The organism is Exiguobacterium sp. RM11, from assembly GCF_059821525.1.
This window is the reverse complement of sequence record NZ_CM187558.1, coordinates 2,755,974-2,781,162: the sequence shown is the minus strand read 5'-3', so window position 1 is coordinate 2,781,162 and position 25,189 is coordinate 2,755,974. Positions and strand designations below refer to the sequence as shown.

Annotated in this window: 26 protein-coding genes; 18 read left to right on the top strand and 8 right to left on the bottom strand. The window is 47.6% G+C overall.

Annotated features, from left to right (window positions below; all coding sequences use genetic code 11):
* The first annotated feature begins 33 nt into the window (after positions 1-33).
* Positions 34-771 carry an alpha/beta fold hydrolase gene (locus AC5LIL_RS14505; protein WP_499824497.1) on the top strand — a complete coding sequence of 246 codons (738 nt, stop codon included), beginning with the start codon at positions 34-36 and terminating at the stop codon, positions 769-771.
* A 34-nt stretch (positions 772-805) separates the two neighbouring features.
* On the opposite strand, the gene AC5LIL_RS14500 is transcribed toward AC5LIL_RS14505, so the two are convergent.
* Entirely contained in the window at positions 806-1,063 is a 258-nt protein-coding gene (locus tag AC5LIL_RS14500) for a hypothetical protein (protein WP_499824496.1), read from the bottom strand.
* 72 nt (positions 1,064-1,135) lie between these two features.
* On the opposite strand from AC5LIL_RS14500, the gene AC5LIL_RS14495 reads away from it, so the two are divergent.
* The 3 genes from AC5LIL_RS14495 (at position 1,136) to AC5LIL_RS14485 (ending at position 2,912) form a co-directional block, all read left to right on the top strand.
* Positions 1,136-1,612, top strand: a complete 477-nt coding sequence (locus tag AC5LIL_RS14495) for a peptide-methionine (S)-S-oxide reductase (protein WP_499825371.1) — start codon at positions 1,136-1,138, stop codon at positions 1,610-1,612.
* A gap of 117 nt (positions 1,613-1,729) precedes the next feature.
* Entirely contained in the window at positions 1,730-2,251 is a 522-nt protein-coding gene (locus AC5LIL_RS14490; RefSeq protein WP_499824495.1) for a sigma-70 family RNA polymerase sigma factor, read from the top strand.
* Positions 2,241-2,912, top strand: coding sequence for a DUF3600 domain-containing protein (locus AC5LIL_RS14485; RefSeq protein ID WP_499824494.1), 672 nt, complete (start codon positions 2,241-2,243; stop codon positions 2,910-2,912). Before AC5LIL_RS14490 ends, AC5LIL_RS14485 begins: the two co-directional genes overlap by 11 nt.
* Before the next feature lie 65 nt (positions 2,913-2,977).
* On the opposite strand, the gene AC5LIL_RS14480 is transcribed toward AC5LIL_RS14485, so the two are convergent.
* The gene (locus tag AC5LIL_RS14480; RefSeq protein WP_499824493.1) at positions 2,978-3,220 is read right to left on the bottom strand and encodes a hypothetical protein; all 243 of its coding nucleotides are present in this window, start codon (positions 3,218-3,220) and stop codon (positions 2,978-2,980) included.
* A gap of 19 nt (positions 3,221-3,239) precedes the next feature.
* A complete protein-coding gene (locus tag AC5LIL_RS14475) occupies positions 3,240-3,872 on the bottom strand; it encodes an HNH endonuclease family protein (RefSeq protein WP_214875893.1) in 633 nt (210 codons plus the stop codon).
* A gap of 281 nt (positions 3,873-4,153) precedes the next feature.
* Here AC5LIL_RS14475 and AC5LIL_RS14470 point away from each other — a divergent pair, with 281 nt between their 5' ends.
* Both AC5LIL_RS14470 and AC5LIL_RS14465 read left to right on the top strand, forming a co-directional pair.
* Positions 4,154-5,347 carry a DUF4317 domain-containing protein gene (locus AC5LIL_RS14470; protein WP_499824492.1) on the top strand — a complete coding sequence of 398 codons (1,194 nt, stop codon included), beginning with the start codon at positions 4,154-4,156 and terminating at the stop codon, positions 5,345-5,347.
* Between the two features lie 14 nt (positions 5,348-5,361).
* Positions 5,362-5,790 carry a hypothetical protein gene (locus AC5LIL_RS14465; protein WP_214785452.1) on the top strand — a complete coding sequence of 143 codons (429 nt, stop codon included), beginning with the start codon at positions 5,362-5,364 and terminating at the stop codon, positions 5,788-5,790.
* 195 nt (positions 5,791-5,985) lie between these two features.
* On the opposite strand, the gene AC5LIL_RS14460 is transcribed toward AC5LIL_RS14465, so the two are convergent.
* Positions 5,986-7,431, bottom strand: a complete 1,446-nt coding sequence (locus tag AC5LIL_RS14460) for a DEAD/DEAH box helicase (RefSeq protein ID WP_214696591.1) — start codon at positions 7,429-7,431, stop codon at positions 5,986-5,988.
* 109 nt (positions 7,432-7,540) lie between these two features.
* A complete protein-coding gene (locus tag AC5LIL_RS14455) occupies positions 7,541-7,912 on the bottom strand; it encodes a hypothetical protein (RefSeq protein ID WP_499824490.1) in 372 nt (123 codons plus the stop codon).
* A 120-nt stretch (positions 7,913-8,032) separates the two neighbouring features.
* On the opposite strand from AC5LIL_RS14455, the gene AC5LIL_RS14450 reads away from it, so the two are divergent.
* From AC5LIL_RS14450 to AC5LIL_RS14415, 8 genes are all read left to right on the top strand, one after another.
* The gene (locus AC5LIL_RS14450; protein WP_499824488.1) at positions 8,033-9,109 is read left to right on the top strand and encodes an alpha/beta hydrolase; all 1,077 of its coding nucleotides are present in this window, start codon (positions 8,033-8,035) and stop codon (positions 9,107-9,109) included.
* A complete protein-coding gene (locus AC5LIL_RS14445) occupies positions 9,106-11,877 on the top strand; it encodes a glycoside hydrolase family 3 protein (protein WP_499824487.1) in 2,772 nt (923 codons plus the stop codon). The genes AC5LIL_RS14450 and AC5LIL_RS14445 overlap by 4 nt, the downstream gene beginning before the upstream one ends.
* A gap of 245 nt (positions 11,878-12,122) precedes the next feature.
* Positions 12,123-12,389, top strand: a complete 267-nt coding sequence (locus tag AC5LIL_RS14440; protein ID WP_499824486.1) for a CD3324 family protein — start codon at positions 12,123-12,125, stop codon at positions 12,387-12,389.
* 122 nt (positions 12,390-12,511) lie between these two features.
* Positions 12,512-13,162, top strand: coding sequence for a FusB/FusC family EF-G-binding protein (locus AC5LIL_RS14435; protein ID WP_499824485.1), 651 nt, complete (start codon positions 12,512-12,514; stop codon positions 13,160-13,162).
* Positions 13,163-13,292: 130 nt separating this feature from the next.
* Positions 13,293-14,663, top strand: coding sequence for an alkaline phosphatase (locus AC5LIL_RS14430; protein WP_499824484.1), 1,371 nt, complete (start codon positions 13,293-13,295; stop codon positions 14,661-14,663).
* Positions 14,664-14,774: 111 nt separating this feature from the next.
* The gene (locus AC5LIL_RS14425) at positions 14,775-15,269 is read left to right on the top strand and encodes an LURP-one-related/scramblase family protein (RefSeq protein WP_499824483.1); all 495 of its coding nucleotides are present in this window, start codon (positions 14,775-14,777) and stop codon (positions 15,267-15,269) included.
* Between the two features lie 13 nt (positions 15,270-15,282).
* Positions 15,283-15,825 carry an NUDIX hydrolase gene (locus AC5LIL_RS14420; RefSeq protein WP_499824482.1) on the top strand — a complete coding sequence of 181 codons (543 nt, stop codon included), beginning with the start codon at positions 15,283-15,285 and terminating at the stop codon, positions 15,823-15,825.
* 180 nt (positions 15,826-16,005) lie between these two features.
* Positions 16,006-18,396 (top strand): carbohydrate binding domain-containing protein, encoded by a 2,391-nt coding sequence (locus AC5LIL_RS14415; protein ID WP_499824481.1) that lies wholly within the window; start codon positions 16,006-16,008, stop codon positions 18,394-18,396.
* 47 nt (positions 18,397-18,443) lie between these two features.
* Here AC5LIL_RS14415 and mprF read toward each other — a convergent pair whose 3' ends face one another.
* Positions 18,444-20,936: a bifunctional lysylphosphatidylglycerol flippase/synthetase MprF gene (gene mprF / locus AC5LIL_RS14410; RefSeq protein WP_499824480.1), complete on the bottom strand. Its 2,493-nt coding sequence runs from the start codon at positions 20,934-20,936 to the stop codon at positions 18,444-18,446.
* A gap of 172 nt (positions 20,937-21,108) precedes the next feature.
* Between mprF and AC5LIL_RS14405 the strand changes: the two genes are divergently transcribed.
* From AC5LIL_RS14405 to AC5LIL_RS14390, 4 genes are all read left to right on the top strand, one after another.
* Positions 21,109-21,657 carry a bifunctional transcriptional activator/DNA repair enzyme AdaA gene (locus AC5LIL_RS14405; protein WP_499824479.1) on the top strand — a complete coding sequence of 183 codons (549 nt, stop codon included), beginning with the start codon at positions 21,109-21,111 and terminating at the stop codon, positions 21,655-21,657.
* Complete coding sequence (locus AC5LIL_RS14400) at positions 21,654-22,547, top strand: DNA-3-methyladenine glycosylase family protein (RefSeq protein WP_499824478.1); 894 nt, start codon at positions 21,654-21,656, stop codon at positions 22,545-22,547. The genes AC5LIL_RS14405 and AC5LIL_RS14400 overlap by 4 nt, the downstream gene beginning before the upstream one ends.
* The gene (locus tag AC5LIL_RS14395; protein WP_499824477.1) at positions 22,534-23,016 is read left to right on the top strand and encodes a methylated-DNA--[protein]-cysteine S-methyltransferase; all 483 of its coding nucleotides are present in this window, start codon (positions 22,534-22,536) and stop codon (positions 23,014-23,016) included. Before AC5LIL_RS14400 ends, AC5LIL_RS14395 begins: the two co-directional genes overlap by 14 nt.
* Before the next feature lie 116 nt (positions 23,017-23,132).
* Positions 23,133-23,996: a DegV family protein gene (locus tag AC5LIL_RS14390; protein WP_499824476.1), complete on the top strand. Its 864-nt coding sequence runs from the start codon at positions 23,133-23,135 to the stop codon at positions 23,994-23,996.
* Between the two features lie 26 nt (positions 23,997-24,022).
* On the opposite strand, the gene AC5LIL_RS14385 is transcribed toward AC5LIL_RS14390, so the two are convergent.
* Together AC5LIL_RS14385 and AC5LIL_RS14380 are read right to left on the bottom strand one after the other, a co-directional pair.
* Positions 24,023-24,565, bottom strand: coding sequence for a histidine phosphatase family protein (locus AC5LIL_RS14385; protein WP_499824475.1), 543 nt, complete (start codon positions 24,563-24,565; stop codon positions 24,023-24,025).
* A 27-nt stretch (positions 24,566-24,592) separates the two neighbouring features.
* Positions 24,593-25,051, bottom strand: coding sequence for a DUF2691 family protein (locus AC5LIL_RS14380; protein ID WP_499824474.1), 459 nt, complete (start codon positions 25,049-25,051; stop codon positions 24,593-24,595).
* Positions 25,052-25,189: the final 138 nt, after the last annotated feature.

Sequence of the window (25,189 nt, the reverse complement as noted above, 5' to 3'; positions counted from 1 at the left end):
GATAGCGAAAGGGACGAAGTGAAGGGGGAAACCATGAACAATCAGCAAATGGTAAAAATCCATGACTGTGAGTTATATGTTGAGTATATTCAACAACATTCAAAGTCAGTGACAATCATCATGGATGCAGGATATGGCGATGACTCTACGACTTGGAGACAGGTGGCGGATGAAGTGTCGACATATGCCAATGTCCTTCTTTATGACAGGGCAGGTCTAGGCAAAAGCGGGACCAGTACGAATCGAAGAACCAGTAAGGAGATGGTTCGAGAATTGCACCAACTAATTAAACAGTTGGATATAGCATCTCCGTTCATTTTGGTCGGTCATTCATTTGGAGGCGTCAATATGCAATTGTTCGCATCTGAATATCGAGATGAGGTAGTGGGTCTAGTGCTAGTAGACACGACGCCGAGCGACTATCGAGAACGATTTCTTCCGACCATGTCACGAGAGTTTCAAAACGTATACTCCAAGCAATTTGTGCGGGAAGGGAACTATGATGAATTTATGGAAAGTTTGCACCAAGTGAAACAAGCAAATCTTGATCTTTCAATCCCGACAACAATCATATCAGCAGGAAAGAAAGACTTTTATTCCGCAGAAAATCAGAGGCTGTGGAATGTCTTACAAAAAGAAATGACGGGAATATCTTCAAATGCCACGTTTGTAATTGCAGAGCAGAGCGCACATTATATTCAAAGAGATGAGCCACATTTAATTGTAGAAGCAATCCGAAAGTTGATTAAAACGTTTTTAAATCATACATAAACGATGAGAATTTATTGCGATTGAAGCTATATATTCAATCAAAAAGAATGCCTGCGAACGTCCATAATATCACTAGCATCGACAGGAATGAGACGAATACGGTTTTATTAGATACCCGTTGCTCCGCAAAGCGTCGAAATAGTCGTTCGAGGATTGTTTGGCCGATGACGACCGCTAGAAAGATGATTGCCATTTCAGCGAATAGAGAATAGTCGTTACGAAAAATAAAGATCATGGCAACAAAGAGGATAATGGAGCTGGTCAATGTGGTGAGAAAACGTTGTTTATTCAATCAAATCCCTCCCTTCTCTCATCATTACGTGTATGCTTTAGAAAAGATTCAAATAGACGGGGAGTGATTCACATCGAAACGATCTATTTAGCAGGCGGATGTCTATGGGGTGTCCAGGAGTTTGTGAAGACGTTACCTGGTGTCCTTTCAACTGAAGCAGGACGCGCGAACGGGACGACCGGTACGTTAGATGGAGAGTATGACGGTTACGCAGAGTGTGTCAAAACTACGTTCGATCCGGACGTAGTGACGGTCGAAGATTTGATGCATTACTTGTTCGAAATCATTGATCCATATAGCGTTAACAAACAAGGAATCGATGTCGGGGAGAAGTATCGAACGGGCGTCTACAGTGAGGAGTCACGGCACTTGATGGAGGCGCAAGCGTTTATTGATCGGCGCGCGGATGCAGAACGAATCGCTGTTGAAGTCAAACCGCTCACGAACTATGTGCGAAGTGCGGACGAGCATCAGGACCGCTTGACGCGTTGTCCGGACGATTATTGTCACATACCGAAAGACTTATTAACAAAATATCAGACCGTTTAATTAACAAAGGTGTCTCTTCGAGATGCCTTTTTCATTTTTTCCCAAATGAATAAAGCTAAATGCATGAGTTTCATGTCTAATAAGTGTAAGGGAAAAAACGAAAAGGGGGGACGTTCGATGAAACGTCTCATTCAGAAAGCGCAGCGAGGCAATGACCAAGCATTCTTAAAGATCTTTCAGCATTACGAGGAAGACCTATATCGGATGGCCTACGTGTACGTCAAGAATCCGGACGATGCGCTAGACGTTGTGCAAGAAGTCGCTTACCAAGCTTTTAAAAAAATCGGGACGTTACGGGAACCGCAATTTTTGAAGACGTGGCTGATGAAAATCACCATCAACTGTGCACTCGATGTGATGAAAAAAAGACAGAACGTGATTCACTTGAATGCAGATGTGGAAGAGGCTTTCGGGAGTGAACAAACAGATCTTGCGATGACGATGACACTAGCTGACATGATGAAGTCCCTTCATGAGGACGAACGCAGTGTGATCGTACTGAAGTATTACCAAGACTATACGTTTCAACAAATCTCAGATTTATTGGAATGGCCGATCGGTACGGTGAAGACAACTTTATATCGAGCTGTAGCTAAATTGAGACGTGAATGGAAGGAGGCCGATTGCTATGAATCATGAGATGAAACGAATGTTGGCGGACATCGAAATCCCAAGTGAACTGCGTGAGCGGAGTCGCCAAGGTGTGAAGCGAGCGAAACAAGAAATGCGCCGGGAACCAGGATTTATCCGTCGGCGGTTGATGACGGTCGGAATCGCGGCGGCACTACTCATCCCGACTGGTGCATTCGCCTATCAATCCCTGCTTGCAGATGAGTTATACGGTTCGTTTGATGAGATGAAGGTACATATCGTCAGCGCTACTTTAGAGAAATATTTGTTATTGGATGCTAAATTGAATCAAGCGAAAGGGGTACTCGGTGAGGCAGAGTATGAGGAGTTCAAGCAAGGTCTGAGTGTCTTCACGGATACGCGAATCGCCTATGGAAATGCGAATGGAAACGTTGATTATGAAGCAATTCCGAAAACGGAACGAGCGGAAGTGAAGCAGGCACTTGCCGACATTCAGCCATACTTCGATCAATTGAACAACCAGCTAAGTGCACGTGATGTGTTGACTACTGACGAATATGACGCATACATCGAAGCGCTCATGCGAGAAGAGTCGATTCGGGTACGTGCTGGAGAGTATGTTCAAGACATGCCGGATGAGTTGCGACAGTCTTATGAAGAGGCACTCGCGATTATTCGAGAAGTAGATGCAAAGCAGCAACAGAACTAAATAGATTTCAGGAACATGAAAAGAAGGGGTCCATCCTTAAAATCGAGTGATGGACTCCTTCATTTTTATGTCCGCTCGAGAATGTTCACGAGCATTTGATGAATGACGTCATGGTCGTTCGGATCATGCAGCTGATATGGACTCCCGGGGAGCGTGTACAGGTCTTTTGCCCCGACGTATGTGATGTGAAGGGTCAAGGAACCATCTTCCTGACACGCCGTCGTCAATTCCAATTCGCCACTGATGACACCGACTTCTTCCGTCATGACACCGTGGGTTGCCTTGAATGTAGAAGTAAGTTTGTTCATGAATGACTCCTTTTCTGTCTCAATAAATACAAGCGTTGATGGCTGTCGTGAGTGCGGACTTCTCTGACGATTGAAGGCTCAAGCCCCAACGGCTTTTCGTCTCGACCCACATCTTCGCATATGCACAACGCGCGCCGGTGCGAGGTGGTTGCCATGTCGACGGGTCTTGGTCTCCTTTTGAGCGGTTCGATGAAGCGGACACCGCGATCAACTGAGGACCGTTCAAGTCGTTCGCAAAGCTTTGACGTTTGGTTGTCGTCCAGCTGCTTGCGCCAGAGCGCCATGCTTCAGCGAGCGGGACAACGTGGTCGATATCGATGTCAGATGCCGACGTGAACGTCAAACCGTCATAGTAACTGTACCATGAGCCCGTCGTTACGGGACATTGGTCGACGACCGAATCAGCGTCCCGTTTCAAGACGATGTGACGCGTGTTACAACCACTTCCTTGACTCGACCAGTGCGGGAAGAGGTCCCGACTGTATCCTGTCATCGACCCTTCATTTTTGACCGTGAGCGCATTCAGTTTCGTGAGCGCATCCGCTTTCGAAGGGATATTAGGCGGGAAAGCAGAGACCGGTGTCGCGTCAAATGACGCGGAAATCCAAACAAGCAATGTGACGAGTGCGACAGACATGAGTTTCTTCAACATAAAAAGCCTCCTACTATGTATTTGGAATGAACACTTGTCGAAGCAAGTGGGCAACCTTTCATCAACCAAAAAGTGAGACAAACATCACGCAATAAATTCAACTTGATCATACACAGGACGATTTTGAAAAAGTGTGAAAATCTGCAAAATGATTAGAAAGACTATCGCAAATCCTTCTCTAGCATTAATGAACGACCTGGTGTTATTTCTTTGGAACTAGTGAGCGATCAGGACTGGTATAATGAATGACATGGATTTAGAGAAAAGAAGAGGTGGATGGAATGAACAAGAAAGAGATTGCGGCGATTAGCCGACAGTTTAAAGTGAATGCGACGAAGCTGAAGATTGCTGACTTATATACGATTTACATCCGACAGGAAACGAATGAGATTTACTACGAAGAGTTGCGTCCGTTCCCGTTCTTAGAAGAAGAACAGCAGGAACTGTTTTTGACGAACTTCAAAAAAGTGCTCGGTGGGAAACTCGATGAAAAGTTATTCGAAGTGAAGTTCCAATATCCGGAGGAAGGTCAAGTCGACCATACGCAAGGATTGCTGTATGAAGGACTTCGTACGGAAGAGACAGACGTATGGACGGACTATATGCAGCGTATCGCCTTGAAGATGGTGAAAGACACGCCATTTGAAAAAGACATGGTCGTGACGTTCATCCGGGGTAATTACAATAAGCCGACGAACCGGTATTCGGAAGAGTCTGAGATTCACGCGAACGATGAAGTGTATACGACGAAGTTCATCCTCGGCAGTATCAGCCCGACAGAACTTCCGAAAAAGTCACTCGTCTTTGACTTCGTCGAGCGTGAATTCAAAGCCAGCTTGATTGTAAATCCAATCATCAAACTCGAGGCGCCAATCGGTGGATTCTTATTCCCGTGTTTCACCGATAATGCGGCCGATGTGAACCATGTCCTCTACTCGGCAAATAAAGCGCACCAACCGGATATGACGTTCATTGAGAACGTGCTGAACGGTTCGGAAATCGTTACGGCAGTGGAAGAGAAGGCGGTCTTTGAAGAAGTCGTGAAAGCGGTCATCGGAGAAGAAGTCAATTCCCGTACGCTCGCGACCGTTTATGATGAGATCAATCAAATCATTGTCGCCGAAGAAGAGAACGAACAGGAAGAAGAGAGGGTCGCAATGCTCGACTCTCGTGCGGTCGAGGTCGTCCTTCGGGCGAGCGGTGTGGAAGATGTGACGACAGAAAAAGTCGAGCAGGCGTTCAAACAAGTCGTCGATGACACGAAATATGAGATGAAAGCGACGAGCGTCGTTCCAAAATATACGTCAAAATCGATTAAAATCAATACGAAAGTCGCCAACATTTCCGTCAGTCCACAAGATCTGAAATACGTGAAGCAAGTGAACTATAAAGGAAAACCATGCTTGTTGATCGAAGTGGAGGAAGAGACAGAGATTGAAGGATTCAAGCTCATCTCTGAAGAGTCGCTAGACTGACTGGGGGAAAATCGATGCATCCGCTCGAGTTGATTGATCTGTTGATTGTGTTCGCCATCGTAGTTGTATTGGTTTTGCTGTCGTTTCAATTTCATGGGAAATGGCGCAGGCGTATACGGGTCGCGACGGTGTGTTGTGTATTAGCGTACGGAATATTCTATGCAGTTCGTCCTTATTGGGTGAATCAACAGGTGCAGGAAGAAAAAATAGTGCTCGAAGCGTATCTCAAGGATCGATATCCAACCGAAACCATCACCGTCCGCTCTATTCCTTATGGGGAGGACGGATTTGAGAGTATGAATCCTCATACATTGTTCGTGAAATTTTCGACAGAACCGGATGCTGAGTACACATATCTCGTGAGTCGTGACGAATCGATTCATCAAACGAGCCACAGTTCAACCATCGACTCAAAATTTGATTTTCTTCACTTGGAAGACTGAGCCCAAACGACAGATTGGGCTCTTTTTTGACAATCGAGTGAGGAAGGTTGAATTTGAGATTTGATACAGGTATGATGCAGGTGAAAACGTTTTCCGAAGCCCATATTTTTTTAATATTTATCGAAAGCGCTTTCGGTTATTACGAAGTAATAAAAAACCTCAAAGACGAATATCATCTTTGAGGCTGAATCTGCATTATTTACGTGCTTTGCTCACTTTAAGTTTCTTCCCTTTGACAGGAGTCGTTTCCATCGCTTGAAGGACAATCGAGCCTTTTCCGTTAAGGATATCGACGTATGTCATTTGGTCATTGATCGTGATGATCCCGATGTCGTCAGCAGATACGCCAGGAATTTTGGCAATCGTTCCAACGAAGTCGACAGCGCGAAGTTTTTTCTTCTTCCCGCCACTGAAGTGGAGCTTCATGATGTCCTGGTTGATGCGAGCTGTCTTGTTGTTGCGAACGACGCGTCGTCCGCTCAACTTTTGCTCAAAGGCATCTTGGTTAGCCGCTACTTCCGCTTCCGTCGGAGCATCGATCATCGGAATCTCGAATTGAACGTATGATTCAATGGCTCCGATGAGACGTTCTTCCTGTCGGGTCATGAGCGTGATAGCTGTTCCTTGTTTGCCGGCACGTCCGGTACGCCCCGTCCGGTGCACGTAACTCTCCTTTTCGACAGGAACGTCATAATTGATGACGAGTTCGACGTTGTCGACATCGATTCCACGTGCTGCGACGTCTGTCGCCACGAGGTAGCGGAAGTTACCCATCTTGAAGCCGTTCATGACGGCGAAACGGTCCTCTTGCTCAAGTCCGCCGTGAAGACGTTCAGCCGAGTAACCGGCTTTGTCGAGCTCAGCGTACACCGTATCGACGTTCTCTTTCGTACGGCAGAAAATCATACAGCTATCCGGGTTTTCGACGACCGTGATGTCTTGAAGGACAGCAAGTTTCTCGTTCCGATGAACGGGAAGTAAACGGTGTTCGATTGTCGAAGCCGTCATACCTGTCGACTCGATTGCGACACGTGCCGGAGCATTCATATGCTTCTGGCAGAGACGTTCGATATCTTGTGGGAATGTCGCTGAGAAGACCATTGTGACGCGATCTTTCGGTAACTGTTGAAGAATCTTCTCAACGTCGGCGAGGAATCCGCGATTGAGCATCTCGTCCGCTTCATCGATGATCAAGTATTCGATGCGGTCGAGTGAGAGGGTTTCGCGCTCGATGTGGTCCATGACGCGACCAGGTGTACCGACAACGATATGTGTCTTTTGCTTCAACTCTTCACGCTGTTTCGAGAACGGTTCTTTCCCGTAGACGGCAGTCGCTTTGATTCGTTTGAAACGTCCGATGTTCGTCATGTCTTCCCGTACTTGAACGGCGAGTTCGCGTGTCGGTGTCAAGACGAGGACTTGGGGTTTGTTTTCGGCCCAATCGATGAGCTCGATGACCGGAATCCCGAAAGCAGCTGTCTTTCCGCTTCCCGTCTGTGCTTTGACGATCAAGTCTTCGCGCTCGAGAGCACGGGGGATGACCTGCTGTTGTACTTCGGTCGGTGATTCGTATTTCATAATGCCTAACGCACGAGTAATCTCGTCGCTCAGGCGATAATCCGTAAATTGCTGTTTGTTCATGGGTAACCTCATTCTTTCGTGAAAACTTCTGCTTCAGAAAATTTCAATGTCTATTTGCAATACAGTCCATTATAGACCGAAAGACGGTAGGAAAGCGAATGAGAATCCATTATCCGAAGTCAGGCAACGTCGGGTCGGGTTGAATCACATAAAAAATAAACTGGTCATGAACATCTTCTAACTGTTCGATCAGCTCTTCATTTTGTTGTTGATATGCTTCTAGCAATTGAGGGCATATGTAATGAACCGTTCCATCTTCACGAGCTAGGCTAGCGGTTTCTTCCTGATCAAATTGTAAAACGAACGGTTGTTGGCATGCTGTGCAGCAACCAATCTCCATCTTGTGAAAACCGATTTTTGCTCCCTCAATGAAGCAAGCATCGCAATAATGCTTGATTGGATCACCGAAATGACCGAGTTCATCTGTATGGATGACCTCATGTTCGTTCAATGATTTATTGCAGCTGACGCAGTTATACATCAATAACACTCCTTTAGTGATCTGTTCCAACAACGTATCATGCGATGAGCCGATGTACAACTTTATCCATTAACAATATTTTATCGGGTTCAGAAATGTTGAAAGAAAGGGGCTTACATAATGGAATCCGATTATAAATATCTCGTCCAACACCTTCAACAAAGCCAATATCGAACGCACGCGAACCATCTCGAAACCATCATCAAACCCATACCGGATTCAGACCGCACCGGTGATCTCGACCCACGCGTGTTCGAAAAGCTGACCGCAAATCATTCTTCACACGATGAACCGGATACAGCATTTGACCTCGAGGCGGCACGTGCCAGTATGGGTTGGCTGAATCAGGATCGGACGACGACTGATATCAAAACCAAGCATCTCATGATTCCTAGTGAGGACGGGGATATTCCGGTCCGTTTGTATCGCCCGCATCATACCGAAGCAATCCCGGCGATTCTCTTCTTCCATGGTGGCGGGTTCTTCGGAGGAACGCTCGATACGGTCGAGAATCCTTGTAAATTGCTGGCGGAACAGGCGAACGCGGTCGTCATCTCCGTCGATTATCGTCTCGCCCCGGAGCATCCGTTCCCGGCCGGATTGAATGACTGCTACGGCGCCTTTGAATGGGTATACGCCAACGCGACGGAGTTGAACGTCATCCGTGACCAAATCGCCGTCGCCGGAGACAGTGCCGGAGGGAATTTGGCGACCGCTTGTTGTCTGATGGAGAAAGAACGAGGGGAGGGGCGCATTTGTTATCAAGCACTCGTCTATCCCGTCGTCAATCTGGGATCGATTCCGACAGATGATTTTGAATGGACACTCGATGCGTACGATATCTCACACCATCACGACCTGATTCGAGGTGTCGTATTCGCTCTTGCAGATCCAGATTCGCTACTAAATGACCTCTACCTTCAAGGGAAGACGGATGTCACGCATCCACTCGTCTCACCACTTTTGGCAGAGGACGTCACGACTTTACCGCCAGCCTTGATTGTGACAGCCGAGTACGATTACTTACGACTTGAAGGGGAGGCATATGCCCGAAAACTTTCAGAAGCTGGTATTCCGACTCGACTGATTCAATATCGGGGTATGGATCATGCCTTTATGGACAAATTAGGAGACTACCCACAGGCAGAAGATTGTATGAATGAAATCGCAAAAGGACTTAAGGAGCTGACGAAATGAAACAGTATACATTGGATTGGAAACGTTATGAGGAATTGGCGCGTCAAGCGGTCGCAGAAGGGGTCGTATTGGTCAAAAACGAACAGACCCTCCCATTACAGTCAGGGACGAAGCTCGCCGTATTTGGACGTAGCCAGTTCCATTACTATAAGAGCGGTACCGGTTCAGGCGGGATGGTGAACGTCGGACATGTCACGACACCGCTCGAGGAACTACGTGAACGTACAGACATTCACATCAATGAATCGCTTTATGCGACGTATGAAGAGTGGGTGCAAGAGAACCCGTTCGACCAAGGTGTCGGTTGGGCAGGTGAACCGTGGTCGCAACAGGAGATGGACGTATCGGATGAACTCGTCGACCAAGCTGCGCAGGAGTCAGATGTTGCCCTCATCATGATAGGACGTACGGCAGGGGAAGACCGTGACAACACGGCTGACCCGGGCAGTTACTTATTGACGGATATCGAACACGCGATGATCGAGCGCGTGACGAAGCGCTTCAACAAGACGGTCGTCGTGTTAAACGTTGGGAACATCATCGACATGAAGTGGGCGAATGAGCCGAGTGCCATCCTCTATGCATGGCAAGGAGGGATGGAAGGAGGAAAAGGACTCGTCGACGTGCTTGTCGGAGACGTGAGTCCTTCCGGGAAACTGACGGATACGATTGCCAAATCCATCGAGGATTACCCGTCGACAAAGAACTTTGGTCACGCGGATAAAGGTATTTATCAGGAAGATATCTATGTCGGTTACCGCTACTTTGAAACGTTCGCGAAAGACGACGTCTTGTACCCGTTCGGATTCGGACTGTCTTATACGAAATTTAATACTGAAGTGAAGCGTACGGCAGAAGTCGATGGCGTTTTAACGGTTGAGGTGGCAGTGACGAACACGGGTGAGTGTGACGGGAAAGAAGTCGTCCAACTCTACGTCGAGAAACCGCAAGGAAAACTCGGAAATCCGCTCCGGTCCTTAGTAGCGTTCGAGAAAACATTGCTTCTTGAACCGGGTGAGCGACAAACCCTTTCGTTTAACGTCCACATGACTGATTTTGCGAGCTACGACGACTCTGGCGTGACGGGTCAGGAATCGAGCTTCGTTCTCGAATCAGGAACATATCGCTTATATGTCGGAACGGATGTGCGTTCGGCTTCACTCGCTTTCGAAGTCGAGCAGCAGGAGCAACGCGTCCTCGAGACGTTAAGCGAAAATATGGCGCCTGTCCTCCCGTTCGAGCGGATGAAACCGATTCAAGGTGAACAGGGATTTGAAGTGGGCTACGAGTCAACGCCGCTTCGCGCCGTTGACGTCGAGACACGTTATTTGGAAGAACGCCCTGAGACTAGAGTGTTCACGGGTGACCAAAGGATCAAATTGAGCGATGTGTATCATGGAAAGGCGTCACTCGACACATTCTTAGATCAATTGACGGATGAGGATTTGGCGACAATCGTTCGCGGACAAGGGATGAACTCACCGCGTGTCACACCGGGGACGGCAGCGGCGTTTGGTGGCGTGTCCGACCGATTGAACGAGCTTGAGATTCCAGCGGCGTGTTGTGCCGACGGTCCATCAGGCATTCGCATGGATATCGGGACGAAGGCGTTCGCGCTTCCGAACGGCACACTCTTGGCTTCTACGTTCAACGTTGATCTCGTTGAAGACTTGTTCGAGATGACAGGGCTCGAGATGCGGAAAAACCGCGTCGATACGTTGCTCGGACCAGGTATGAACATTCATCGCAACCCGTTGAACGGTCGGAACTTTGAATACTTCTCGGAAGACCCGCATTTGACCGGGAAGATGGCAGTTGCTCAATTGAACGGGATGCACCGTGTCGGTGTGACAGGAACGCTCAAACACTTCAGCGCCAACAACCAGGAGGCGCATCGTCACGATATCGATTCGGTCGTCTCGGAGCGGGCGTTACGCGAGATTTATTTGAAAGGGTTCGAGATGGCCGTGAAAGAAGGACGGGCTTCATCGATTATGACGACATATGGTGCGGTCAACGGGATTTGGACGGCCGGATTATACGATCAAAACACACGTATCTTACGTGACGAGTGGGGCTTTGAAGGAATCGTCATGACGGATTGGTGGGCAAAGGTGAACTTCCGTGAAGACGAGTCGGCCAACCGTCAAAACACAGCGGCGATGGTCCGCTCGCAAAACGATTTATATATGGTTGTCGACCGTCCGGACCTCAACTCATTCGAGGACAATACGATGGCATCGCTTGAAGATGGGGTGGTCACACGGGGTGAATTGTTGCGGAGCGCACGCAACATTTGTTCATTCATATTGAAATCACCAGCGATGGAGCGTCTTCTCGGAATTCATGATGGTTCGGTCGAGGTCCTAGGCTTTGAAGATGAGACGAATCAACAGGACGCATTCGAGTTGGACTATCAGCATCTCGAAAACGGGGAACACGTCGATTTGTCAGGAATCGACACCTCGACAGGGAACACGCACGTCTTCGCCATCTCGGTCGACCAGACCGGGACGTATGACATCACGTTGACGGCCCGTTCGAACGCTGGGGAGTTGGCGCAGATGCCGGTGACGTTGTTTGCGAACAATATCCCGGGTGCGACGTTCACGTTTAACGGGACGGACGGAGAATGGGTGGCACAGACGAAGCAGGTCTTCTTCCTGAACCAGCATAACTATCTCCAACTCTATTTCGCATTGAGTGGTCTAGAAGTGAAGGACGTGTCTTTCACAATTGCGGATGAATTTAGTATGAAGAACGGGTGAACCTTACTTTGATAGGTACATCGCATCCGTTATAATCGAAAGAACGACACATCGCAAAGGAGGCGCATACCCGTGGAAAATCGGCTTCGATTTTCTAGGTCTTCACGCACTCATGCAAAGCCATTTGGACGAAAGGCGATCACTTGCATGGGGCGAAATGAATACCTTGATCGCTTGATTTAACATAAACCACTTGGCTTTGCTCCCTTATCGGATTGGATTCATTCAATAAGGAGCGAGGTACGATGAAGTACGTCAATGCGCAACACATCCTGCCAGAACGTTTGCTGCGAGAAGTGCAGCAGTATGTACAAGGCGAAACGTTATATGTACCAACCCCGACCCATACGAAACGGAAATGGGGAACGGTCAACGGAGGCAAGCAATTGCTTGAAGAACGAAATGAAGCCATACGCGCAGCGTTTCGGAACGGAGAGCGAATCGAAAGTCTAGCGATGTCTTATCATTTGGCAACGCATACGATTCGAAAGATTGTATATCGATCGACATGAAGGAGGTACGACTAGTTCGCTAGTCGTACCTTTTTAGGTAGACTATGCTTCTCAATCAAAGAGTACACAGTAAAGAAAATCCGTTTCCTGTAAACTGAGGATTGAGGAAGGGGGGCGACAAAATGTCACATCCATTTATTCAAAACGAACAATATAATCTCATCAAAGAACAAGTGATGCTCGTCAAAGAGAGTCGAATGCAAAGCCTGCCGCCTTCTGTTTTGCGGGCAGTCATTGATTTGGCACAGTCGAAAGTGATTTATGCATTCCCTCAGGCGACGGCTGAACAAGTAGAGTTGTTACAGTTTTCAACGTTACAGACGAACGAAGCGTTCGACGAGTATATTCAACAATTACGAGAATGGATTCAACCATTCCCTGTCATTACGGGCGAACAGCTGAAGGGGTTATTCCCGAAACAGAAGAAGCTTCGCTTACCGGAGTTATCTGATGTTGATTTTGGGCGACTCACATATTTGAGTTGGAATGATGGACGTTCCAATCAAAAGTTGATGATTTGCCAATATGAGGGTCAGATGATTGGTATCGTATGTAAACCGAGCACGAGCACTAAGAAAAATATATGTGCTTTCTGTAATCAGTTCACGGACGTGACGTACTGCGTCACAATTACGAAAGCGAAACAAGCAAAAAATCCGGACTATTATAAAGCGATTGGAACATATATGTGTGTCGATAGTAAAACGTGCAACGAACACATTACGAGCCAAGAGGCTTTGCATACTTTTATTCATACAGCGTTACAGACCTGACGATCGAGTCGGGTCTTTTTTATGTATTCTCTTTTACAAAAACCATACATACCTGTATTCATTCTGAAAATGTATCTTTACAAACGTCCGTTACGCTACAGAAGTAGCAAACATTCGGGAGGGTTTACAGATGAAAAAGACAATGAAAAAGTTCGTTCCACTCGCAGTCGTTTCGACGCTTGCACTCGGGGGCATCGTTGGCGTTCAGCAACAAAACGAAGCAGAAGCAGCAAAGGATTCAAAGAATCATAAAGCGAAAAACGTCATCTTTATGATCGGGGACGGGATGGGCGTGACTTATACGACAGCACTTCGTTACATGAACGATAATGAAGAGACGGTAGAAATGGAACCGACTGCGTTCGATTCACATTTGGTGGGCATGCAATCGACATACCCTGAGGACGAAGAAGAAAACGTAACAGACTCGGCCGCAGCGGCGACAGCGATGAGTTCTGGCGTAAAGACATACAACAATGCGATCGCTGTGGATAACGACAAAACAGACGTGAAAACGGTACTTGAACAAGCAAAAGAGAACGGCATGTCGACAGGACTTGTCGCGACGTCAGAGATCACGCATGCGACACCGGCTTCTTACGGCGCGCACGAGGAGCAACGTAAGAGTGAGAATGCCATCGCCAACGATTACTACGATGATTTGATTAATGGTGAACATAAAGTCGACGTCATGCTCGGAGGCGGAACGAAATTCTTCGAACGCTCGGATCGAAATATTGCAAAGCAGTTCCAAGAAGACGGCTACAGCTATGTCACGTCTGCTGAGGAAATGAAGCAAGACAACAACGAGCAAGTGCTCGGTCTTTTCGCAGAAGTGGGCATGGATAAAATGATTGACCGTGACGAGGAACAACCGAGTCTTGCGGACATGACGACTTCGGCTCTTGATCGCCTAAAAGGGAACGATGATGGGTTCTTCCTCATGGTAGAAGGAAGTCAAATCGACTGGGCCGGACATGATAATGATGTCGTCGGTGCGATGAGTGAGATGAAAGACTTTGAGCAAGCATTTGAGGTCGTTCGTGACTTCGCCAAAGAGAACGGTGAAACGTTAGTCGTTGTAACAGCGGATCACTCGACAGGTGGTATTTCAATCGGAGCGGACGGAAATTACAACTGGGATCCTACACCGATTCAAGCAGCGAAACGTACACCGGACTTCATGGCGAAAGAAATCGAAGGTGGAGCGGACGTGGAAGCCGTCTTACGTGAGAATATCGATTTGGAATTGACGTCTGAAGAGATTGCTTCTGTGAAGAAAGCGGCTGAGACGAATGACGTCACGAAAATCGACAACGCCATCGAGAAAATCTTTGATCAGCGTTCGGGAACGGGCTGGACGACGGACGGTCACACAGGTGACGACGTACCAGTATATGCGTTCGGACCACAACAAGAGAAATTCGTTGGTATGAGCGACAACACGGATCAGGCGAAACGGATCTTCAACTTGTTGAAGAACAAAGGGAAAATTAAATAATCAAGAAATGGAACCGTGCACTTGTTTAAGGTGCACGGTATTTTTGTTCCGTTGAAACTTTCCCGGGGAATAGTCGTATAGAAGAGTATGATATGAATCGGAGGGATCATTATGCACACGCTCTATATGAAACAAAAAGTGTTCAGTCTACGCGGGCGCTTCACCATCAAGGATGCGGACGGACATGACAAATATTTCATCGAAGGTAGCTTTATGAAGTTTCCGAAGTCGTTTGAAATCAAAGATACGAACGGTCAGACGGTCACAACAATCACGAAAAAGACGTTCAGTTTCTTGCCGAAGTTTTTTGTGGAAGTGGACGGCACAGATATGATGACCATCTCGAAAGAGTTTTCATTCTTCAAACCGAAATATTCCATCGATGCGGCTGGAATTGATGTTCAAGGAGATTGGTGGGACATGGATTTTGACGTGACGAAGAACGGACAATCCATCGGAAGTGTGCAGAAGAAATGGTTCTCGTGGGGAGATAGTTACGAGATTCGTGTCGAAGAACCGGAGATGGAACATTTGCTCATCTCCATCGTCGTGGCCATCGATTGCGCGAAAGCCGATCAAGCAGCGGCATCTAGCGCCGCAACATAAAGGGGAGTATCTAATGGAATTTTGGGACGTCTATACGGTCGACCGAGAAAAGACCGGTCATACATGGCAACGGGGAAGTCGTTTGCCAGAAGGCGAATACCATCTCGTCATTCATGTATGTATCTTTAACAAAAAAGGTGAGATGTTGATTCAACAGCGTCAACCGTTCAAGGATGGTTGGGCCAATATGTGGGACATCACGGTTGGAGGAAGTGCGACTGTAGGAGATACAAGCCAACAAGCTGCCATGCGTGAGCTCGAAGAAGAAATCGGGTTGAAACTCGATTTATCTCAAACACGACCGCACTTGACCATCAACTTCGACGAAGGATTTGATGACATTTACCTCGTCGAAGCGGAAGTGGATTTGAATGAGCTGACACTTCAGGAATCTGAAGTGCAGGCTGTGAAGTGGGCGGATGAAGCGACGATTCTGCAAATGATTCAACAGCATGAATTTATACCGTATCACACGCCGATGATACCGTTACTTTTTGCCATGCGAGGGCAATGGGGAGGAATCAATCATAAAGCTGCAGTGAAAGTAGATTCGTAAATGTGTAAGCATCGACATGAGTCGGTGCTTTTTTATGTCATTTTGATTTCACTTCTGAAAAGTGGTTGAAGTTGGGATGGATAAAATTTTATAATGGTGATAACGAAAGCGCTTTCGGAAATCGCTTTCAAAAGAACGGACTGACATATTGCCATCACTTATTCTGAAGGAGGACACATGATGAAGAAATGGGTTGCACTCGCACTTGGAACAGGTCTCGTCTTGTCATTGCCACAAGAAGTACCTGCTGAAAAGAGCTCAAAAGCCGATGACGCCAAGTGGAAACTTGTCTGGTCAGATGAGTTTAGTCAGGCGGAAATCGATCATTCGAAATGGAACTTTGAAACGGGGAACTGGATTGTCGACAAAGACGGAAATCCGGTCGCTGCTGGATGGGGAAACAACGAGAAGCAATTTTATACGGACAAAAACGAAAACGCTTTCGTAAAAGACGGGAAACTCGTCATCCGTGCAAAAAAAGAGCAAGCATCGGATCAATTCGGCACATATGATTATACATCGGCGAAGTTGACGACGAAGGGTACGTTCAGTAAAACGTACGGTCGTTATGAGATGCGAGCGAAACTTCCGACAGGGAAAGGGCTCTGGCCAGCATTTTGGATGCTACCAGAAGAGGACCGTTACGGCGGTTGGGCAGCATCTGGTGAGATCGACATCATGGAGTCGTGGGGCAGTCAGCCGGATAAAGTCGCTGGAACCATTCACTACGGGGAAACATGGCCGAACAACAAGTACACGGGGAAAGACTATCACTTCGCAGAAGGTGACGGAATCGACAATTGGCATACATATGCGGTCGAGTGGGAGCCTGGTGAGATTCGTTGGTATGTAGATGGTCAACTCTATCAGACACAAAATGACTGGTATGCGAAAGAAGCGAACAAAGCATCGAAATATAGCTATCCTGCGCCATTTGACCAAGATTTTTATTTGATTATGAACTTGGCAGTCGGTGGATGGTTTGATGGGGACGTCGATGAGACGACACCATTCCCGGCGGAGATGGAAGTCGATTACGTCCGTGTCTTTGACTTGAAGAACGGGAAGTATCGCGATGCTGTCGAGCCGACGTACTCGGATGAAGAAGTCGTGTTGCCAGAAGGGGCGAAGCAACCTTTAGAAGACGGGAACCTCGTCTATGATGAAGACTATACAGAACCGATTACGACGGTAACGAACGGTGCGCAGGCACTCAACCCGACATATTGGAACTATGTGGCGCTTCCTGACTTTGGTGGTGTCGGTTCAGTCGATGTAATCGATTTGGCAGGATCACGTTTTGCCGATATTTCGATTGATCAGGCGGGAAGTCAGCCATACTCGCATCAATTGATTCAAAACGTATCGCTCGGACAAGGCGGGCACTATAAAGTGACGTTTGACGCTAAGGCAGACGCGGCGCGTTCGATCGCCGTTAAAGTCGGTGGTGGTTCAGACCGAGGCTATGCGAAATATTCAGATGAAGGGTCATTTGATTTGACGACAGACGTCCAAACGTACTCGATGACATTCGATATGACAGAAGAGACTGACCTTGCGGCACGTCTTGAATTCAACGTTGGACTCAGTACATCTGGTGTCCAAATCGGGAACGTCCGTGTCGAGCAGACGCCTCGTGAGGCGTTCGATCCGAATGCGACAAAACCGAAGCTTGGAGACGGGAACCATGTGTATAACGGTACGTTCGACCAAGGGGCGATGGACCGTATGACGTATTGGACGTTCGACCCAGGTGTCACGAAAGGGACGGGAACGGTCGACCCGGTAGAGCGTCTCTTCCGTTTCGAAACGAACAAGAAAAAAGGAGCACCGGCCACATTGGTGCAGCAAGGCATTCAATTACAAGAAGGACATGAATACATTCTCCGCTTCAAAGCACGGGCAGAACGTGTAGATGGTCTTCAAGTAGGATTGAACGGAGCGAATGGAGATGCCTATCTCCCGCTCCAGCGTGTCGCTCTATCTGAAGCATTCGATACGTATGAAATACCGTTCACGATGGAAGCCGGAACTGACCTTATGAGTCAGCTTCAGTTCATTCTCGGTTCTGAAAAAGGTGTGATTGAAATCGATGACGTCGAATTGCGCGACGTCACACCAGTTTATATCGATCCGTCTCCACTTAAAAACGGAGCATTCACTGAAGGCTTCACAAACTGGGGTTCCTATGTACACTTTGACGCACAGGCTGCTGTCGAAGCGGTGAATGATGCAGCTCGTATCTCGATTACTCAAGAAGGGAACGAGGCGTGGAGTGTCCTCATGGAGCAAGGCGGTCTTGAGTTACAACAAGACCAAACGTACGTCGTTCAATTCGATGCATCTTCTACAGTCGCTCGTTCATTCGAAGTGACATTAGAGAATGCCGGCTACTATCGCTATTTGAGCGAGGTCGTTTCGGTCACACCGGAAACGAACACGTATACGTTTGAAGTGACGATGCCGGTGACGGATATGACAGGATTGAAGTTCTTGATGGGACGCACAGAAGGATCACCACTTGGTGCCCATGACATCACGATTGATAACGTAAGTGTGACGTTGAAATAAGATCATACGTAAAACAGGAATTTCTCCTTGTGAGAAATTCCTGTTTTTTAACGTTTGCGACTAATCAGTCGTGCTGTTCGTAAGATTGATGGCAGAAGTTTACGACGTTGTCGGAATGCGAGATAACGCCCTTCCCATGACGGTTTGAACTTTTGCTTAAACTGTCGTAATCCGCTGAACGGATAGATGTAGCTGATGTTTTCAAAAATATCGGCGGCAACGCGCTCTGGCCAATGGGAGAACGTCTGCTCACCAACGGCGGCAAGTGGTGCCACGCCGAGTCCGACGTGTTCATAACCTTGCGCACGCGCCCATTCGATGATGTGAAGGATTAACACTTCGATTGCTCCAGAAGGTGCTTCATTTTTCGAACGCATCAAATCGATTGAGAGGGTCCCATTTCCTCGGAGTAACGAAATGAAGGCGAGAACGATACCGTCCGCGTCTCGTAACAGAGCGATTGGATAACGTCTCAATGTTTCGTAGTCGAAGAACCCGAGAGAGAACCCTTTCTCATTTCGATTCCCAATCCACTCGTCTGAGATGTCTTTTAACTCCTGTAACAGTAAGAGACTCGGCTCACAGACAGTCTCGAACGTGATTCCCTTTTTCTCAAATTGATTGTAGAGGGAGCGCATATTTGCACGTTTCTTCCCAGATAATGAGAAGGTCGAAACGTCAATCGTCGCCTCTTCCCCAAGTTTGAAGAACGTGAAGCCGGCATCATGAAGGCGTGGCATCCAATTCGGTGTAATTTGATAAAATAAAGGAATATACCCAATCCGATCCGCATCTTCAATGAAACGCGTTAAAAGTTCAGTTGCGGCCTGTCGTTCACCTTGGATATCTCCAAGGACAATCGCATGGTTCCGCGCTGTTGCAAATAAGAGACACGCGTTTTCAGTCTCGTTCATATAGAAGCGTTTATCTGCCATATGGGCCAAGTCAAAGCCACTCGATGTGTGCTGTGTTGCTTGAAACTGTCTGATTCGATCTTCATCGTATGCTTCTCCAAGAACCGGACGTTTCCAACGGTCGAACAAGAGTAGCAGTGTACTTGCTACGAGTGACGTGAAGAGGAGAAGGAACACCGTCAACCAACCGGATTGATGCGATGTGAAGAACAGGTCGTCGGTACCTGCGAAAGATTGCAGCAAGAGGGCGTGAGAGCCCACATAGAGCAAAACGTAGAACAGGTTTCGAATGAGACGACCGGTCGTTAAAATCGAGCGGTATCGAACGTGACGTTTTCGCGTCAACCAGACGAAAGCTGCGAAACCGATGACGACGAATGTTTCGAATAAGTTCAAGCCTCGAGCGATGACCCCGATGGTCGCCCAGATGAACGCCGTATTGAGTAACCAGAGCGTTCGCTTTGTCCGCACATACATACCATATACGGACAGGAACATGAGAAGTCCGGCACTCAATAAGAAGAGCGTTCCAATCCACTCGAACCAACGATTCACTTCATAAAGTGGTGTCACACTCGGGAGAAGTGTCTGGAACCAAATCAATAGACTGCTCATCAAGGCAATAAGACTCCCGGTCAAGCGCCCAATCTTCGCGAGTGTCCGGGAAACGATGCGCCATACGACGGTCCCAATCTCATAAGAAGATCCGATGATCGGTCGATATTCGATTTGTTTGACGACCTGGTCCCCGAACGCGATGGCCGCGAGAAACAGTCCAATCAAAAAAGGAACGACGAAATAGACGAATCGGTAGATGATCAAAGATGAGAGGACGATGTCTTGATGAATCCCCAATTGTGTCATTCCGACAAGATATAGTAAATCGAACGTTCCGGCACCCCCAGGGACGAGGGAGACGACACCGACGACCGTGGCGACGATAAATACTCCAAAGAGTTGGGTGAACGAAGCTGACCCGTCGAGTAACGATAACGCGTAGATGGCGACAAGTCCTGCGGTGACCCATTCGGCAAGTGAAGTCAGCGTGTATCCGATCAACGTGGACCAACCGACGTTTGAGCGGCGTGAGGTGACGAACAAGTATAACGGGAGCATTGCACTCACAGCGAGCAACACTGGCCAAATCCAAGGTTTCGTCCCGACGAGTGAACCCGCCGGAAAAATTCCGAGAAGCACACCGATGGAGAGGATCGAAAGACCGCTGATGAGTGTCGGTGTCATCCAGCCGATTGCACGGAGTAGGCGTTTCGTATCTGTGTAAGGACGGTACAGGGAAGTACGAAGGGCAATCCCAATCACCCCGCCGAATCCGAGCATCCCGTTCATCGAGTTCGTGATCCATGCCGTTTGCACGACTTTTCGCTTCGGCAACTCAATGTGTAAAGAACGAAGCAGGAAGTAATCGTATCCCGTCATCGTCAGGACGGCGAATCCACCGAGTAGAATGAGCGTGAACTGTTCCCACCCGGTCAGTTGTTTCAATGTTGTGAAGGCGGTCGCGAGCGAGAGGTCTTTTAACTCCTGTCCGCTCTGAATCAAAATCAAACCGATTAACGCTATAGGGACGAGCCATTTTAATTGTTTCCATGAAAAACGAGTGCGCATGAGCTTTTCTCCTTATCTGTCATATGACTGACAGCGTCTTCTAACTAAATCGTACTATAGGATACGATTGAAATCTGTAAAACGTTTCAAATGAGGGGATTGTAAGCGCAAGAAAAAGGACGAAATATTGTTTTTATCTTTGCTACAGTGAGAGTAAGAGAGGGGTGTGGACATGCTGACATTTGAAGAAAAGTGGGCGAAAGTGCTCGCTTGTGACGCAACGTATGATGGGGTATTTTATACGGCCGTGAAGACGACAGGAATTTATTGCCGACCATCGTGCCGTTCCCGCAAACCAAAAAAAGAGAATGTTGATTTTTACATCACAAGACAAGAGGCAGAAACGAACGGCTTCCGACCGTGCAAGCGATGCCAGCCGGAAGTCGAGCATGCCCCACACCGAGCGCTCGTACAACAAGTGACCGTGTATTTGATGGACCATTATAAACAGCCGATTCGCCTCGAACAGATTGCCGAACATGTCCAATTGAGCCCGTTCCATTTGGAGCGGACGTTTACCCAAGCGACAGGAGAGACGCCAAGGCAACTATTGGAACGACTTCGTATCGACAAGGCAGCTTATTTATTACGAACGACCACGATGAGCAACCTGACAGTCTGCTATGAGGTCGGGTTTCAAACGCCATCGAATTTTTACCGTGTCTTCCGTCAAGTGAAAGGGTGCACACCGAATATGTATCGAAAAGGAGGAGGCATATGAACAATCTGCTACTAGACGTTCCACAACCGTTTGATTTTCATGAATGTCTCGTCTTTTTAAGTCGGTCCGAACAAGAAGTACTCCATGTCACGACGGACAGAGTGGTTCAAAAACTGATGCGAATCGGGGAACGCCTGATCCTCGTCGAACTTCAAGGAGAGCAAGACAACATTCGTATCCTGTTCCCGGTCGATGACGTCTCGGATACGGAAACAGAAAGCATTGAACGTGAAGTGCGTGACTGGTTAGACCTTGATCGTGACCTCATACCGTTTGAGGCGATGGGTGCAAAAGATGAATTACTGGCTCCTTTGATTGAAGCGCATCGTGGGTTACGGATGATTGGCTTCCCAAATTTGTTCGAGGCACTCACATGGGCCATCATCGGGCAACAAATCACGCTCTCCTTCGCCTATACGATCAAGCGGCGGTTCGTCGAACGATATGGCGAACAGCGAGTCGTCGAGGGAAGAACGTACTGGACGTTCCCACGTGCGGAACGAGTCGCCCTGCTCGAGCCGGAAGCGTTACGTGAGCTTCAGTTTAGTCGAAAGAAAGCGGAGTATGTCATTGATATTGCACGAGAAATAACAGGTGGGACATTATCAAAATCGGCGCTACAGTCGCAATCTTCATCTGATATTCGTCAACGCTTGCTTTCCATACGAGGTGTCGGGGCATGGACGGCGGACTATGTATTGATGAAGTGTTTTCAGGATGCATCAGCCTTTCCGGTCGCGGATGTCGGATTGCATCAAGCGATTCAGCATCAATTAGGTATGCCTAAAAAGCCGACGATTGAAGAAGTGAAACGATACGGGGAGCGCTGGAAAGGTTGGGAAGGATACGCGACATTCTATTTATGGAGGTCATTATATGGAGACGTATAAATTAGACATGGAGACGCCGGTCGGCGTGATCGAAATCATTGGAACCGAGAAAGTCATTCAATCGATCTTATTCGTCGAACGCGAAGTGGCGCAATTACCTGAAGGGAATGTACCTGATGTGTTGCGACAGTGTAAGGAAGAACTCGATGCTTATTTTCGAGGGGAGAGGATGACGTTCACCTTTCCTATTGAACAAGTGGGCACGCCGTTTCAGCGGGAAGTTTGGGATGCATTACAGACAATTCCTTTTGCGGAGACGACATCATATCGTGAACTCTCTGAACGAGTGAAGCGACCTGCGGCTGTTCGGGCAGTCGGTGCGACGAACGGACGCAACAAACTGAGTATCGTCGTGCCTTGTCATCGTGTCATCGGATCGAACGGGAAATTGACAGGGTATGCCGGTGGATTATGGCGAAAAGAATGGCTCTTACACCACGAGAAACAAGTCGCACATCAAACCCAGTAAAAAAACATTTCCCCCTCCAAATCTGCTACACTAAAGGAGGTCCTATCGTGACGTCTGAATCGACGAAGTTGTAGGATGATTCCCGTCACTTATGGAGAAGGTTTTTGGAGGAATGTATGATTAAATTACTAGCAGATTCAACGTGTGACTTATCAGATGCAGTGCTTGAACAGTACAACATCGGGGTCGCGCCGTTGATCATTACGATGAACAATATGTCTTACCAGGACCGGGTGGATATCCAGCCGGATGATTTTTACGGAATGTTGGAAGCGCTCCCGGAATTCCCGACCACGGCGATGCCGAGTCCGGCGACATTTTTAAAGTTGATGGAAGATGCGGTAGCTGCCGGTCACGAAGAGATCTTATGCATCTGTATGTCGAGTGGAACGAGCGGGTCTTACCAGTCAGCCGTCATTGGGAAAGAATACTTCGAAGAGGCTCATCCCGAATCAACAGTGAAAATCCATGTCGTCGATTCCCGATCGATGAGTCACGGCAGCGGCTGGTTGTTGCTAAAGAGCGCGCAAATGCGTGAAGCCGGTGCGACGTTCGAACAGCTCGTCGATTTTAACGAGACGTATAAGACGAAAGTGAAGCACTTCTTGTCCGTGGATGACTTGGACCATTTGATTAAGAGTGGACGCATCTCGAACGCAAGTGCCATCATCGGAAAATTACTCATGGTGAAACCGATTATGAGCATGAAGAACGGGAAAGGTGCGATTGTTGCCAAAGAGCGAGGCACACGTAAAGTGTTGAAGCATTATACGGACGAGTTCGTGAAGCGCGTGAATCCGGACATCACGAATTTCGTAATCATCGGGTACACATCCGATCAGCGGATTGCCGAGAACTTAAAAGCGAAGCTTGAAACCGAAACAGATTTCACAGGCGAGATTTACCTCATGCAGATGGGGGTCTCGGTCGGTACACACGTTGGTCTCGGAGCCATTTCGATGTTCTTCGTGGAGAAATAACAAAAGCCGTCTCATGTCGAGACGGCTTATTTATGTGGCCAAATATACTCGATGACGGGTGTACTGTCGTTGAAATCGAGGCGATAGACGTCTGGGTTACGCATCGTACGCCATGTATCAAAGTCATATTTAGGATCAAGCCGTTGTAACAGGAGCGCAAGCAGATTACCGTGTGTCACGAGTAATGTCGAGCCATGTTGAGATTGGGCACGCTCGATTACTTGCATGACTCGATGAGTCGCTTCCTCACCAGATTCAGCACCAGGCAGCTTGAACGTCGGGTCGATGAACGACTGACGTAGCGGTGTCAGCCAGTCTTCGAGCGGTCCATGAGCCAGAATCCGCTCTCGTAATAATGGTTCACGTTCGATTGAAAGTTGATGCAAATCTGCGAGTGGCGTGATTGAAGCAATCGCTCGGGTGTAGTCGCTTGAGATGATCCGGTCAATCGGGATTTCACGAAAGAAATCACGGAGCAGGTGCGCTTGTTCGTGACCCGCTTCCGTGAGTGGTGCATTAGGTTCTTGACCGGAGGCCGAGCAGTGGCGAATCAGATAGAGTGTGGGCATGTGGATTCTCCTTTTTGAAATGCTCAATTACCAGCAAGATAAGCGTGTCATCGAGTCATTATGACTTGTGATGTATGCGATATCCCCGAAACCATGCAAAGAAGCATTTTCGTAGAGGGAGTTGAGCATCTCTTGGTCTTTACAGTATATCGTCACGTATTGACTGTCTATCACAAGTAGCACAAACTCGCACTTGCTATGTAAAAAGTCTTCGTACGTTATGATTTCCGAGGACATATTGGGTTGGAACGCTTTGATATCAACGAAAATTAAATAGTGTTGTTGAGTAACCCGTTCGTTGAGTTGACGACCATTGATGATAGTCGACTTCGGAAACAACAGACAGTCAAGTTGTTCATCTTTCACGATATTGGACTCCTCATCAATTACCTTCCATTGATATTGATTCAGAGGGATAGGAGTCAATATATCTTTTAAAAAATGACCATATTGATTGGGGATTGTATAACTTAGACCACGTCTCAAAAGAACACCTCCTTCGTTTCAAGGAATCATGACAATTTCATAAAAAGTTTCAGCACAAAAAATCATACATAACCCTTATCATTCATCACAAAAGAGTTATAATCGGTATAACGATTATAAAATATATGATTGAGGAAT

Bases quoted from the DNA above. Each gene is read 5' to 3' on its own strand.
- AC5LIL_RS14395 (WP_499824477.1), top strand. From the start codon at position 22,534: ATGGAGACGTATAAATTAGACATGGAGACGCCGGTCGGCGTGATCGAA.
- AC5LIL_RS14445 (WP_499824487.1), top strand. From the start codon at position 9,106: ATGAAACAGTATACATTGGATTGGAAACGTTATGAGGAATTGGCGCGT.
- mprF (WP_499824480.1), bottom strand. From the start codon at position 20,936: ATGCGCACTCGTTTTTCATGGAAACAATTAAAATGGCTCGTCCCTATA.
- AC5LIL_RS14505 (WP_499824497.1), top strand. From the start codon at position 34: ATGAACAATCAGCAAATGGTAAAAATCCATGACTGTGAGTTATATGTT.
- AC5LIL_RS14440 (WP_499824486.1), top strand. From the start codon at position 12,123: ATGAAGTACGTCAATGCGCAACACATCCTGCCAGAACGTTTGCTGCGA.
- AC5LIL_RS14450 (WP_499824488.1), top strand. From the start codon at position 8,033: ATGGAATCCGATTATAAATATCTCGTCCAACACCTTCAACAAAGCCAA.
- AC5LIL_RS14480 (WP_499824493.1), bottom strand. From the start codon at position 3,220: ATGAACAAACTTACTTCTACATTCAAGGCAACCCACGGTGTCATGACG.
- AC5LIL_RS14490 (WP_499824495.1), top strand. From the start codon at position 1,730: ATGAAACGTCTCATTCAGAAAGCGCAGCGAGGCAATGACCAAGCATTC.
- AC5LIL_RS14475 (WP_214875893.1), bottom strand. From the start codon at position 3,872: ATGTTGAAGAAACTCATGTCTGTCGCACTCGTCACATTGCTTGTTTGG.
- AC5LIL_RS14460 (WP_214696591.1), bottom strand. From the start codon at position 7,431: ATGAACAAACAGCAATTTACGGATTATCGCCTGAGCGACGAGATTACT.
- AC5LIL_RS14455 (WP_499824490.1), bottom strand. From the start codon at position 7,912: ATGTATAACTGCGTCAGCTGCAATAAATCATTGAACGAACATGAGGTC.
- AC5LIL_RS14390 (WP_499824476.1), top strand. From the start codon at position 23,133: ATGATTAAATTACTAGCAGATTCAACGTGTGACTTATCAGATGCAGTG.
- AC5LIL_RS14420 (WP_499824482.1), top strand. From the start codon at position 15,283: ATGGAATTTTGGGACGTCTATACGGTCGACCGAGAAAAGACCGGTCAT.
- AC5LIL_RS14465 (WP_214785452.1), top strand. From the start codon at position 5,362: ATGCATCCGCTCGAGTTGATTGATCTGTTGATTGTGTTCGCCATCGTA.
- AC5LIL_RS14400 (WP_499824478.1), top strand. From the start codon at position 21,654: ATGAACAATCTGCTACTAGACGTTCCACAACCGTTTGATTTTCATGAA.
- AC5LIL_RS14415 (WP_499824481.1), top strand. From the start codon at position 16,006: ATGAAGAAATGGGTTGCACTCGCACTTGGAACAGGTCTCGTCTTGTCA.
- AC5LIL_RS14470 (WP_499824492.1), top strand. From the start codon at position 4,154: ATGAACAAGAAAGAGATTGCGGCGATTAGCCGACAGTTTAAAGTGAAT.
- AC5LIL_RS14405 (WP_499824479.1), top strand. From the start codon at position 21,109: ATGCTGACATTTGAAGAAAAGTGGGCGAAAGTGCTCGCTTGTGACGCA.
- AC5LIL_RS14425 (WP_499824483.1), top strand. From the start codon at position 14,775: ATGCACACGCTCTATATGAAACAAAAAGTGTTCAGTCTACGCGGGCGC.
- AC5LIL_RS14485 (WP_499824494.1), top strand. From the start codon at position 2,241: ATGAATCATGAGATGAAACGAATGTTGGCGGACATCGAAATCCCAAGT.
- AC5LIL_RS14385 (WP_499824475.1), bottom strand. From the start codon at position 24,565: ATGCCCACACTCTATCTGATTCGCCACTGCTCGGCCTCCGGTCAAGAA.
- AC5LIL_RS14435 (WP_499824485.1), top strand. From the start codon at position 12,512: ATGTCACATCCATTTATTCAAAACGAACAATATAATCTCATCAAAGAA.
- AC5LIL_RS14430 (WP_499824484.1), top strand. From the start codon at position 13,293: ATGAAAAAGACAATGAAAAAGTTCGTTCCACTCGCAGTCGTTTCGACG.